This is a genomic window from Thalassolituus oleivorans MIL-1, assembly GCF_000355675.1.
GTDB lineage: Bacteria > Pseudomonadota > Gammaproteobacteria > Pseudomonadales > Oceanobacteraceae > Thalassolituus > Thalassolituus oleivorans.
Map to the genome: position 1 here is coordinate 3099075 of NC_020888.1, position 13723 is coordinate 3112797.

Here is a 13723-nt window from a genome sequence, read left to right on the forward strand (position 1 = left end):
TTAAATTTGCCGACGTCGCCACAAGAAATACAGTGCGGGCAGCAATACCAAAGTTAAAATCAAAGCACTCGCCGTTCCTCCAACCATAGGAGCGGCGATTCGGCTCATCACTTCTGATCCTGTTCCGCTACCCAACATCACGGGTAATAAACCAATCGCAATTGTCAGTACAGTCATCGCCACCGGTCGTAGACGCTGCCCTGCCCCGGTCAGTACCGCCTGTCGCAATTGCGTTTCTGTTATTGGTTCGTCATTGGTCTTTAGTGCATCCCATGCTTGATTTAAATACATCAGCATAATAACGCCGATCTCCACCGCTACCCCAGCTAAGGCGATAAAGCCAACCCCCACCGCTACCGACAAATTAAAATCCAATGCCCACAGCAACCAAAGGCTACCGGTTAATGCCAACGGCAAAGTTAATAAAATAAGCGCAACTTCGGTTAAGCTACCAAATGCCATAAATAATAAGATGGCGATAATCGAAATGGTCAATGGCACAACATAGCTGAGTTTTTCTTGCGCACGCTGCATATATTCATACTGTCCTGCCCATTTTAACGAATAGCCCGCGGGTAATATCACGCCACCATCAGCAAGCGCTTGTCGCACTCGTGTTTGCGCACTAGCAACGTAGCTACCGACATCGACGCCGTCGAGATCAATAAACACCCAACCAATCACCTGAGCATTCTCGCTTTTAATCACCGCCGGTCCTGCATCAATTTCGATATCAGCCAATGCCCCTAATGTGACTAACTGACCCGTCGGAGCGACAAAATACAAGTCGCGTAGCGCCTGTGGCGAATCACGAAATGCCTGCGGGAAACGCACATTAATACTATAACGTTCAACACCCATAATGGTTTCACTAATGGAGCGCCCACCAACGGTTGTCGCAATAACATCTTGCACATCGGCGACTGTCATTCCATAACGTGCCGCATCACCGCGACGAATATCCACGGTTAAGTAACGCCCCGATGAAGGACGCTCAGCATAGACCGATGCCGTTCCTTCAACGCCACCGAGTACCTCTTCAAGCTGCGCCCCTATTTTTTGAATCTCATTGAGGCTCGGCCCCGATATACGCACACCCACTGGGGTTTTAATCCCCGTTGCGAGCATATCAATACGCGTACGAATCGGCTGTACCCAAGCATTACTTAAACCCGGAAATTGAATTAATTGCTCTAATTCGCGGCGCAATGATTCAGGCGTCATTCCCTCTCGCCATTGATCCCGTGGTTTTAATTGAATAAAACTTTCAACCATAGTCAAGGGTGCTGGATCAGTAGCCGTTTCCGCGCGACCTATCTTTCCCAATACCGTTTCGACTTCCGGCAAGGTACGAATCAATTGATCGGTTTTTTGCAATATTTCCCGCGCCTCACCTACCGAAATCCCCGGATAGGTGGTTGGCATATACATAAGATCGCCTTCATCCAAGGGCGGTATAAATTCTGTACCTAACTGAGTTAATGGCCACCATGCCGTTGCTGCTAGCAACACACAACCGAAAACGATACGGCGAGGAAAACGTAAAACCCAGCGTAGTAACGGTTGATAAATTGCGACTAACCCTCGATTTATTGGATTTTCTTGTTCTGAGCGAATATGGCCACGAACAAAATACCCCAGCAACACTGGCACTAGCGTAATCGCAAGAATTGCGGCAGCACCCATGGCGTATGTTTTAGTAAACGCCAATGGAGCGAACATGCGCCCTTCTTGGGCTTCTAAAGCAAAAACCGGTATAAAACTCAGAGTGATAATTAATAAGCTAAAGAATAACGGCGGTCCTACTTCTTGCGCCGACTGCACAACAATCTGCCAGCGATCCGCCTTATCATCACTTTTCTCTAAATGTTTATGTAGGTTTTCGATCATCACAATAGCACCATCGACCATAGCACCAATGGCAATCGCAATACCCCCTAGAGACATAATATTGGCATTGATTCCCTGCCATTTCATGACGATAAATGCCGCCAAAATAGCCACAGGCAAACTCAGCACAACCACCATGACAGAACGCAAATGAAATAAAAATAAAGCGCAGACCAAGGCAACGACGACAAATTCCTCTCCTAGTTTTTGCCATAAATTATCCACCGCTTTGCCAATTAGCCGCGTACGATCGTAAACCGGTACAATTTCAACGCCAGCAGGTAACGAGGGTTTAATTGCGGTTAATCGTTGTTTGATCGCTTCAATAGTGGCCTGCGCATTTTCACCAAAACGCATAACGACAATTCCGGCAGCGACCTCACCAAGACCATCCAGCTCGGCAATGCCACGGCGAGGCGCTGGCCCTTGCTGTACACGAGCGACATCTTTAAGGAATCGTGGTGAACCATCCACTCGTACACCTAAAGGCACCTCCAGTAGATCAGCTTCTGAGCGAATCAATCCGGTTGCGCGAATCATGTATTCGGCTTCGGCCTGCTCAATGACTGATGCACCAATTTCACGATTAGAACGCTGAATCGCAGTCACTAAATGACTGATTGGTATTTGCTCTGCGGCTAGCGCAATAGGATCGACGAACACTTGGTATTGCCGCACCATGCCACCCAACGACGCAACTTCGGACACACCCTGCACTGCTTGCAATTCATAGCGCAGAAAATTGTCTTGTAAACTGCGTAAATCGGCTGACGAATGCTGGCCTGTAGGATCCGTTAACGCATAAATATAAACCCAACCGACACCCGTTGCGTCTGGGCCTAACTGTGGCTGTACACCCGCTGGTAGAACACCACTCAACTGACTTAAATATTCTAAGACGCGGCTGCGCGCCCAATACAAATCGGTAGAGTCATCGAATAAAACATAAACGTATGAATCGCCGTAAAACGAAAAACCGCGCACGGCATGTGCGCCCGGTACCGACATAAGCGCGGAAGTTAAAGGATAGGTGACCTGTTCCTGCACGACTTCCGGTGCTTGCCCAGGAAAGCGCGTTTTAATTATGACCTGTACATCGGATAAATCAGGAATGGCATCTACCGGCGTGCGCTGTAATGAATACTGCCCAATCGCTATCAGCATGGCGGTTAAAATTAATACCATAATGCGGTTTCTAACTGACCAAGCGATAATGTGACTAATCATGATTCATCCCCTCATGATTCATCTGCGAGTGATCCATTTCTTCGTGGTTCATCTCTTCGTGGTTCATCCCCTCATGATTCATCTGAAAATGATCCACTTCTTCACTATTCATTTCATCCACGGCCGTCGCCTTTTCGTAGCGCTGTAGATCACTCGCCACTGACGATTCTGAATCAATTAAAAACTGCGCATTGGTAACAACGAGATCACCAACTTCTAACCCTGAACAAATTTCTACCCACTGAGCATTACGCTTACGTGTGGTCACCGCAATAGAACGGAAATGACCTTGACCATCGGCTAGTACAACTCGCTGTTGATGCCCATCATCAATTAATGCAGAGGCTGGAATCTGTAATGACTCATCCTCGGCACCACGAATATCGGCCCGAACATATTGCCCATCCAGCCAGTTAAGCTGATCATTCGTCATCTCAACGCGTGCTACTTGGCTGCGTAGTTTTCCTTCTTGTAATGGATATAAAACCGCGATCTCAGCAGTCACGCTGTGTCCTTGGGTATCTGTTAAAATAACCACGTCCTTAATCTCAATGCGCTGTTCTAAACCGGGCGGAATGTGTATTTCAACCCACAAGGCATTCGAATTCACTAAGGTCAGTAATTTTTGTGTCGGCATAATTTGCGCACCAGGGCGCAAGGTCAGCTCTTGGATCACGCCATTTTGTGGCGCTAACACGGTAATTTCCTCCTGTAATTTACGCTCACGGCGCAATGTCTGTAGCCATTCAGAGGACATATCTAAAGCCAACAAACGAGATTCCGCTGCTGCAATTAATCCTTTTTGGCCGCTGCGCAGCGCGCTTAAAAACTCTTCTTGGGCGCTAATTAAACGCGGGCTATACCAAGTAAATAATGGCTGTCCGCGCGTCACTTGTTCGCCAACAGAAAATACAAACTGTTGACGCACCCAACCTTCAGCACGCACTTGCACAACCTGTGACTGCTCAGGGTTAAAGCGGACGATAGCGGGTAATATAAGTTGATCTTGCCAAACACGCACTTGGGCTTGTGCCGTAGTAACGCTAAGTTGATTTTGTAATCCCGCATTTAACGTTACCGTGCCTGCCGCCTGATCTTCGGGGGCTTCGTCATACACAGGTACTAAATCCATACCCATAGGTGATAAACCCGGTTCACTACGCCGGTAATTAGGATCCATCGGCGCAACCCAATATAAGGGCTCTTTACTCTGCTCGTGTGTTGCTGAACTGCTGGCTAAATTAATTTCGCTTTGCGAACTCTCTAATTGCGTTCCCACGACAACGCCGATAATGCCGAACGTTGCGGCAACCACTAACATTAATTTATTCATGAGAAATTTCCTTTAAGTCTGCCGCTAAATAAAAGCCCAACCAAACTTGGCTTTGATGCCAATCGCGCAGCACATTTAAGCGTTCTATATTGCCGTTTAATTCATCCATTTCTGCGCGTATGACTTCAGTGAAATCGCTATCATCATTGGCATAGCTGGTTTGTACCGCTTGTCGTTGCTGTTCTAATTGCGGCAGTAAACGTTGATCGTAAAAGTCCAACCGTTGGCGCTGTAACTGTGAACGCTGCGAGATACTGTCGGCCTGACTTAATAGATGGCGTAATATCTGTTCGCGCTCTGCGGCAAGGGCTTCACGCTCTAATATTTTTGCTTTAGTTGCATGGCGAGTACCGCCTTGAATCGCCCATGGCAAATCAACACTGACACCAAGCGATACAAAATCCGCTCGATCATCGCCATTCATATCGTCGCCGCGATATCCATAAGCCGCATTTAATTGCCATTGCGGTGCTTCGTCTTCTCGCGCTAACGCTACTGCAGTATCTGCCGCCTGCTCCAGTGTTTGACGTAACAAAATGGCGGGATGCTGTTCGATGTGGGCAGTAAAATCTTGTGGATTGAGGCTAAATACCTCAGGTGCATCCGCTAATTGCAGAGGCAGTTGTTGCACATCGACAGGCAACCATTCATTGAGGCGAGCGCGGGCTTCAAGGCGCGTCTGCTTTAGCGTTAGTAACCGCTCACTCAAACGCTCTAACTCCAAATCTAAGCGTAATAAATCCTGCGCGCGGGTATTGGTGGCATTACCGTAGCGACTCAAGACCACACTGCGCAGTTGACGAAAATGCGCTTCATGGCGCTGTACTAATGTCTCAGCTTCGGTCGCACGTGCAATATCGAGCCACAACAAAGCACTATCGCGACGCAATTCGGCGCGACGTAACGCCAGCGATTCTCCTTGTGCACTGGCTTGCTGAGCACTTTTTTGTTGTTGTAAATGGACGCTATTGCCGCGCGGTAAAGCTTGCGAAAGTGTCACCTGCATTTGCGTCATCGGTTCTTGGGATAACGAGAAACTATCCAAAGGCACATTCAACATGCCGACACCTAAGCGCGGTGCCGACCAATACCCTTGGCTTTGCTGCTGCGCGCGTAAACCTTGCTGACGTAACTGATAGCTAGAAAGTTGCTGGTCATTATCCAGTACCAAGCCTTGCACTTGAGCAAGCGATAAAGATGCCTGTGGCGCCACAGTTAACTCCGCGGGTTGCGCGCTCGCGCTGGGCAAGCATGCAATACAGAGCGTCGCAGATAGAAAAATGCGAATAGCTATTCGCACAGCACACATATATGAGTGCTGATATATCACTAACGTTTTCATAAGATCGTCCTAAATAATCGTACATTCGCCACCTATGCGAAACGACATAGCGTATTCGCAGCTGTAGCCAAAGAAGCAGAATTAATTAGGCGATAAGAGGACGTTGCAGCGGCGCCGAATAGCGCAAAATTGGAGTGGCAACCCAAGAGAGGTAAGAAGAGCGCTGCCGATCAGCCTGCACAAAAGGCAAAACTGGCGGTAGCAGAGACGCTCCAATGGCCGAAGCACAGCACAAACAGTTTGCCGCGCAATCGCCTGAGATGTCATCAGAAGTATCGGTAGAGTTGTCTGTCATGTGGTGACGGGACATTTCTTGGTGATGGCATGGATGTTCGCTATCCATATCGACCATCATGGTATGTGAACCTGCTTGCGTCACCACCATCATGGCAGCACATGGTTGAGCCGCACGCACACTAGCACTCAAGGTGGTGAACACCAAAAGTAGCAGTAGTAACGATGATAGTGTGCGCTTACTCATAAGAAACTCGGTAAACAAAACCGTAGGGCTAACTATAGAATAGAAGAACCCTATCAGAGTGCTTACATTAACGCCAACCAAGACATCACACTGTGAGCCTTCGCCGCGCCAAAGATATATCCAAAACTGACCAGCGCCAATATAAAGGCCGTAGTATTACCGCGTTTAATTGCCACCGTACCGAAGCCGATATAAGCAATCAAACCGGCTACTTTCGCCGTTAACCAATGATCTGTTAGTGGATATTGAGAAATTTCAATACACAATAAAATGGCAAATACGAGTAATAAGGTATCAATCACATGGGGAAGAATCTTAAATAACTTATTTGCTTTCAATGCTGGGCTCATTCGGAACATAGCAAATCGAACAATGAAAAATAGGATCGAAAGGTAAGCCAATCCCACATGGGAGTGTTTCAATGCTGAGTAATCCACAAAACTTCCTTAATCAATAAATAGAGACCGAGCTTAGCTCGATGTTAATTAACCATGTGCAAGCATACCAAGTAACGCGAGTTGTCGTCCTAGACTTCTAACCAAAATGTCACCGGACCATCATTTTGCAAGCTCACCTGCATATCGGCACCAAACTCACCGGTTTGCACCATGACCTGCTCGCCAGCCTTCTGACAAAATAATTCATATAACTCACGCGCATGCTCGGGCGCAGCAGCACGAGAGAAGCCTGGGCGCGTACCTTTTTGGGTATCGGCCGCCAAGGTAAATTGCGAAACCACCAACAGCTGCCCTTGAACGTCTAAAAGACTTAAATTCATTCGCCCTTGATCATCGGCAAAAATACGATAATTCAGTAATTTCTGCAGCAAACGCTGTAGGGTAACTTCGTCATCATGCTTTTGAACGCCCAACAATAAGACAATACCAGCACCAATTTCACCAATGGTTTTATCATCCACATCGACACGAGCGTGGCGAACACGTTGCACTAATCCGATCATTATTCTGCTATCTTGAGGTATCTGACTATTTGCCGACGGAGGATAGCCGGTTTTATACTGGGGCAACAACTTTTAACCGTTAAGCTCTTAGCATACTGTTGGATTAACTCCGCTCACGGTGACACAAGGAAATTGAATATGAATCCCCTAATCTACTCAGCTTGCATCATTTTGAGCTTTGGTTTTGCTGCAGCGAATGCGGGTACCGAGGTTTATATGAGCATGGATGCTGAAGGCAATGTTATTTTTAGCGATATGCCTAGCGATGATTCTCAGCGTCACGAAGTGAGAGAGCTGCCTTCGCTACCGGCATTTAATCCCGAGCCACCACCGACGCCAGAACCCGCCAAACGAACAGAGGCTGCCTTTAGCTATACTAGCTTAGCGATTGTAAGCCCCCGAGATCGTGAACCACTACCGACCGGTGCAGGGGGCAATGTCGAAGTCAGTGGCGTACTAAGCCCTGCTCTGCGCGACAGCGATAACTTAGTATTGCTAGACAACGGCGCGATCATTGCCAAAGGGCGACAAACCTCATTCAATTTGCAAAATCTCGACCGTGGCGAACATTCTTTGCAATTACAAGTACGCAACGCCGAAGACGAGCCACTCATCAGTAGTAATCTTGTCGTAATACCCGTATTTCGAGCATCATCCCTCTCCAGATAGATCTAAATTGGTGCATAAAATCACCTCGATGCACCAATTTAGAACCATTGGTATGCGAATAAATCTATCTTTGGGCTAGTTAGCAGCACTAAAAATCTCTGATCGCGCTATCATTGTGCATTCAATTAAGATGGCTCGTTTTTTGCCTATTAAGGGCAATACGGAGAACTTCTATGCTGGCTAGCGCGATCATCAATCAACGATTACTCGAACACCTGAATACTGGTGTGTTACTTTTAGACGCCGATTTAATCGTGCTCTACATGAACCCTGCCGCAGAAGCCTTACTCGAAATGAGTGGTAAACGTGGCGTCGGCGTCCCTTTCACTGATCTCTGCATTGAAACCGACGAATCGGCTTCCGCATTAGAACAATCCGTCATCACAGGACATTCGTACACCAAACGCGAAACCATTATTAAACTCCACAACCAGCAGCATATAACGCTCGACTATAGCGTTAGCCCAGTTGCTCACCCCGAAACTCGCCTGCCGTCGCTACTGATTGAGCTACAAGGTCGCGACCGCCTAACGCGTATTAGTCGCGAAGAGCAATTGATATCCAAGCAAGAAACAACACGTTCGTTGGTGCGCGGTTTAGCACATGAGATCAAAAACCCGCTCGGTGGTATTCGTGGAGCAGCACAGCTACTCGCACGTGAACTGCCAACCGAAGAACTTGGTGAATACACCAATATTATTATTGAAGAAGCGGATCGCTTACGAGATTTAGTTGATCGCTTACTTGGCCCACGCCAAATACCAAAGCAAGAACAAGTAAACATTCACGAAGTTTTAGAGCGTGTGTGTCAACTTATCGAAGTGGAATCCGATGGCGTCATTCTTATTTCTCGCGATTACGATCCATCTATTCCCGAATTCGAAGCCGATAAAGGCCAAATGATTCAAGCCTTGCTTAATATCTGCCGCAACGCCATGCAGGCAATGCTTGAAAACAAAGAACAAGTAGAACGTCCGATGTTAATACTGCGCACGCGTACTATTCGCCAGTTTACTATCGGTCATCATCGCCATCGTTTGGTGGCACAAATAGATATTATTGATAATGGACCCGGTATCCCAGCCGCACTGCGTGAAGACCTGTTTTATCCTATGGTTAGTGGTCGCGCTGAAGGCACAGGACTGGGATTGTCGATATCACAATCCCTTATCAATCAGAGCCAAGGCATTATTGAATTTGTCAGTGATGCCGATAAAACCACATTCTCCATTTATTTACCCCTGGAACCTTTATGAGCACTGTCTGGATCATTGACGACGATAAATCCATTCGCTGGGTACTGGAAAAAGCCCTACAACAAGCGAATATTACTACCCGCGTATTTGAGCAGGCAGAACCCGCCCTAGTGCAATTACGACGCGAACACCCGGATGCAATTATTTCCGATATTCGCATGCCAGGTATGGATGGTTTAACACTGTTAAAGCATGCGACAGAAGCCCACCCTGATTTACCCGTTATTATCATGACTGCGCACTCAGATCTTGAAAGTGCGGTATCGTCTTATCGCAGTGGTGCCTTTGAATATCTACCAAAACCATTTGATGTTGATGAAGCAGTAAGCTTAATTCAACGCGCAATTGCGCACTTCGCCGAACTAAGCGCGCAGACTCCAGCGATTATTGACGACTCTCAAACACCTGAAATTATTGGTGAAGCACCTGCGATGCAGGAGGTTTTCCGCGCGATTGGTCGTTTATCTCAATCCAATATTACTGTTCTCATTAATGGTGAATCCGGTACAGGTAAAGAACTTGTTGCTCATGCCCTACACAAGCATAGCCCTCGTTCTGCCGAACCTTTTATTGCGTTAAACATGGCGGCAATTCCAAAAGATTTAATTGAATCGGAGTTATTCGGCCACGAAAAAGGTTCTTTTACAGGCGCTGGCGGTCAGCGCCGCGGACGCTTTGAACAAGCCAATAATGGCACTCTATTTCTTGATGAAATTGGTGATATGCCATCAGATACGCAAACACGTCTATTGCGCGTATTAGCAGACGGAGAGTTCTATCGCGTTGGCGGTACCGCCCCCGTCAAAGTGAATGTGCGAATAATCGCTGCGACGCACCAAAATTTAGAAACCTTGGTAAAAGAAGGTCGTTTCCGCGAAGATTTATTCCATCGCCTAAACGTCATTCGTATTCATTTACCGCGTCTTGCGGATCGTCGCGAAGACATCCCTAAACTACTTACTCACTTTTTAAAGCGTGCTGCCGAAGAGTTAGAAGTAGAAGTAAAACAACTGCGTACTGAAACCGAAGAGTTTTTAAGCTCCTTAGATTGGCCCGGTAACGTCCGTCAACTCGAAAACACCTGTCGCTGGATTACCGTCATGGCGTCAGGCCGTGAAGTCCTTGTTAGCGATTTACCACCTGAGTTACTCGATCAGCAAACCAGTGTTGCCACCTCAGGTAACTGGGAGCAAAGCTTACGTTATTGGGCTGATCAACAATTGGGCAATGGCACAGACCATCTACTAGATACAGCAGTGCCAATTTTCGAACGCATTATGATTGAGACAGCGTTAAAGCATACCGCAGGACGTCGTCGCGATGCAGCCAACTTACTTGGTTGGGGCCGAAATACCCTAACGCGTAAAATCAAAGAACTGAACATGGATTCAGGTAGCGATGATGAAGACAGCGACGATTAAGTCGTAAAGCATCAAAGTAAAAAGCCGACATTATGTCGGCTTTTTTTTAGCGAATTTCTTTCCGATAAATCACACGATTATGACCACGATAGACACCGAAGCTTACAGTGCCACGAGCATCTTCAAAACTGCCATTATTATCATAATCGCCTTGTAACCAACTTGGCGTAGCATATGTAACGGTAGCTTTTCCGGTATCAGGAGTGCCTATCACTGACGTTGGTGCCAACAACACTAATCCAGATGCACCGCTGACGCCGCTAATCACAACACCAGAGCTCGTATCAACTTGAGTTAGCGTGGTGGGGCTAACACTTGCGTTAGCACTAGAATAAGCGGTACACGAATCATCAAGATTTATTTGGTAACGCGTTCCATCAAAATATTCGGTTCGCAACGGCATAACCACATCAAAAATTTCAGGACCGTAAGAGTCCTCAAGCCATAAGCGTCCAAATCGAACATCCATATTGGCCAGCGGTGTAAAGGTCAATGGACTGGAGGGCATGGCAACGCCATCGCTGTCGGAAATATCAGTAACACTCATTAAAATATCGGGAGTAAAACTGTTTATCTCTGCGCGTGCCTCGCGGGTATAAGTAAATAGATCTAATGGGCTAAAGTCGTAAGTTAATTCACCAAACGACGTTGTATTTAATGTTCCTGTATTAAAGATACTGGTTATTGACAAAGGTACGGCTCCGCCATCAACTGCAGAACTATCCGCCGTGACATTAGCCACATCAATATCATCTACCAACAACTTCAAATAACCTGAGGTTGTGTAATTCTGAGTGGTAACGTTGGCTGAGTTTTTTGCAGTTATTGTTAATTGCGGCGCAACCAACCACGTAATTTCTTCGCCACTATAGCTAAACGGAGTAGATGTACTGCAATTCGCTGCTAAAGAGCCGTCATCACTCACTGACACGGCAAAATGATCTGGATAAAATCGACCAATTGGCTCACTACTAAACACACCAAGGTTATAACCAAAGTAACTTGGCGGGGTCACGTCAAAGCGGAATACGCCAACCTCACTTTCGCTAATAGACACACTGTGCGTACCCGCCGCAATAGCGCCATGGTCATAGCTCGCGGGGGAAACTGCACCAGCAGAATTGGCGGGCGACGGCGACAAGACTGCAGCACTTAAACCAACTCCGGTCGCACTATAATTTGGCGTACTGCCATTACCAGCACAAAAGTCAGTATCGCCATCAGTCTGCCAAGCCACCGCCTGTACGCTGAGAGGAAATGCGGTTCCTGCGGTCATAAATTTAGGGCAACTTGCATCACCGGCACTGCAAATAGTTGTGGCGCTCACACACATACCCGCAGGACGACTAACGAAACTATTATTCCCCGTCATGACAAGGCCAGCATCAACTCCGCTACCACTGTAACGTGCATCCACTTGCACTTGTCCGGCATCGGCATAATTAACATCGATTATTGAACTTCCTGTCGCGTCAAACGCCAACGAAATTGGCGTCGCGGTACCGGAGCTGGCACCGATAGAAACACCATTTACCACAACAGGCCAAGACACAGGCCGCCCAACTGAATTTGGACTAACATAATCAGACCAAAAATCGAGAGTTTTACTCACACTGGCAAAGGCAGGAATACAAGCTTCACTGGCATCGCTCTTTTTTACCGCTTGAATAGTAATTCCTGTCGCACCTTTTGCTGCTAAAAAATCCGGTATAGAAAATACAAAACCCGAATCAGAAAAAATCATATCGCAAGATAAGGATGCCGTGCCGCCATTGATAATGCACTGCGTTGCATTATCCGCAGCTGGCGTAGTTGACGTTGCACCCAGAGTGACCGTCCCCGTAGTGGCTTGGCGTAATGATACATTCGCCGTACCGCCCGAAATCGTTACCGTATTAGACCCCGTCCAACCGCTTGGCGTTAATGTCACATCAACATCATCGGTATAAAGCGTCGAGCAATCTGCATTTAAACAGGCCTTAATCTCGACATCCTGTGCATTACAAGTGAGTGCTTGATCACTAAAGGTTAATAAATAGTGATCAATGTTTTCTAGCGCTGGGCTACGATGCCCAACAAGAACTTCATCGATATGCCAAAAATCATTATTGAGACTGCCATCTATTTGGTGGAATCGTAATTTAAAATTCGAATGATAGGCATTTGTTGGTAAACGCGCGTAATATTCATAAGTGTCGCCCCCCGTACTACCAGATCCTAAATACGTCCCTATGCGTTGCCATGTGCCATTTTCCAATAGCATTTCTGCATGCAAATCATCACCAGAACTCGGCCATTCGCTGTAGGAATCCGAACCACTTCGCACCCAAAAACTCATCTGCACAAAGTCATAGGGAGATAAATCAATGGCGCGAGTTGTTACGTATATTTCGCCACTGCGCGTATACATACTGCGCGTTCCTACGCTCGCGATTTGCGTTCCTATAGATGAATCACTGCGGCTATCCACTTTACTAATAGACCAGTCTGTAGTTCCGAGAGCAGCACGCTCAAAGCCATCGTAAAATAAGCCGTTAACTACAGGCCCAACGTCATAATCTGTAACGGTTACATCATCGATATGCCAATAGTCGTGATCATTACTGGTTCCATCTATTTGATGAAAACGCACAGCAAAATTAGCATGCAACGCATTGTCGGGTAACGCCGTTGAAAAATTATAAATGTCGCCACTGCTATTACCAGGCCCTTCAAATAAGGCGACTCGTTTCCAACTGCCATCACTTAAATAAATATCGACTTCTAAATCATCGCCAGCACTAGGGCGTTCGCTATACGCATCTGCACCCATACGAACCCAGATAGATAACTCAGAAAAATTAGAAGCCGATAAATCAATCGATCTGGACGTGACATAAACTATGCCACCACGGGTATACATACTGCGCGTACCAGAGTTAGCTACCGCTGTGCTAATGGCTGCACTAGCACCTGATTCGACAGCATTAACTGTCCAATCGCTACCCAACGAAGTACGCTCAAAGTCATCTAAAAATGCGACAGTTGCAGCAACGACGTCTTGTTCAAGCAGTAAAAAACTTATTAGTAAAAGTAATCTAAACACTGGATTTATTAGCCGACCGTCAAGACGTCGGAAATAACATATTTATCACTCATAATGA

10 protein-coding genes are annotated in these 13723 nt (G+C 46.8%); 3 read left to right on the forward strand and 7 right to left on the reverse strand.

From position 1 onward, the window contains the following. From TOL_RS14225 to dtd, 6 genes are all read right to left on the reverse strand, one after another. The gene (locus TOL_RS14225; protein ID WP_015488055.1) at nt 1-3117 is read right to left on the reverse strand and encodes an efflux RND transporter permease subunit; all 3117 of its coding nucleotides are present in this window, start codon (nt 3115-3117) and stop codon (nt 1-3) included. Further along, nucleotides 3110-4450: a heavy metal-binding domain-containing protein gene (locus TOL_RS14230; RefSeq protein WP_015488056.1), complete on the reverse strand. Its 1341-nt coding sequence runs from the start codon at nt 4448-4450 to the stop codon at nt 3110-3112. The genes TOL_RS14225 and TOL_RS14230 overlap by 8 nt, the downstream gene beginning before the upstream one ends. Further along, nucleotides 4443-5663, reverse strand: coding sequence for a TolC family protein (locus TOL_RS14235; RefSeq protein ID WP_158505928.1), 1221 nt, complete (start codon nt 5661-5663; stop codon nt 4443-4445). Before TOL_RS14235 ends, TOL_RS14230 begins: the two co-directional genes overlap by 8 nt. Before the next feature lie 214 nt (nt 5664-5877). Then, on the reverse strand, nt 5878-6273 hold the full coding sequence (locus tag TOL_RS14240) for a hypothetical protein (RefSeq protein ID WP_015488058.1): 396 nt from the start codon (nt 6271-6273) through the stop codon (nt 5878-5880). Nucleotides 6274-6335: 62 nt separating this feature from the next. Then, nucleotides 6336-6710 carry a SirB2 family protein gene (locus TOL_RS14245; RefSeq protein WP_025264761.1) on the reverse strand — a complete coding sequence of 125 codons (375 nt, stop codon included), beginning with the start codon at nt 6708-6710 and terminating at the stop codon, nt 6336-6338. Between the two features lie 89 nt (nt 6711-6799). After that, nucleotides 6800-7234, reverse strand: coding sequence for a D-aminoacyl-tRNA deacylase (gene dtd, locus TOL_RS14250; RefSeq protein WP_015488060.1), 435 nt, complete (start codon nt 7232-7234; stop codon nt 6800-6802). 138 nt (nt 7235-7372) lie between these two features. Here dtd and TOL_RS18505 point away from each other — a divergent pair, with 138 nt between their 5' ends. The 3 genes from TOL_RS18505 (at nt 7373) to ntrC (ending at nt 10580) form a co-directional block, all read left to right on the forward strand. Beyond that, nucleotides 7373-7903 (forward strand): DUF4124 domain-containing protein, encoded by a 531-nt coding sequence (locus tag TOL_RS18505; protein ID WP_015488061.1) that lies wholly within the window; start codon nt 7373-7375, stop codon nt 7901-7903. Between the two features lie 173 nt (nt 7904-8076). Beyond that, the gene (gene glnL / locus TOL_RS14260) at nt 8077-9159 is read left to right on the forward strand and encodes a nitrogen regulation protein NR(II) (protein ID WP_015488062.1); all 1083 of its coding nucleotides are present in this window, start codon (nt 8077-8079) and stop codon (nt 9157-9159) included. Beyond that, entirely contained in the window at nt 9156-10580 is a 1425-nt protein-coding gene (ntrC, locus tag TOL_RS14265) for a nitrogen regulation protein NR(I) (protein WP_015488063.1), read from the forward strand. Before glnL ends, ntrC begins: the two co-directional genes overlap by 4 nt. Nucleotides 10581-10626: 46 nt before the next feature. On the opposite strand, the gene TOL_RS14270 is transcribed toward ntrC, so the two are convergent. Next, entirely contained in the window at nt 10627-13665 is a 3039-nt protein-coding gene (locus tag TOL_RS14270) for a DUF6701 domain-containing protein (RefSeq protein WP_015488064.1), read from the reverse strand. Nucleotides 13666-13723: the final 58 nt, after the last annotated feature.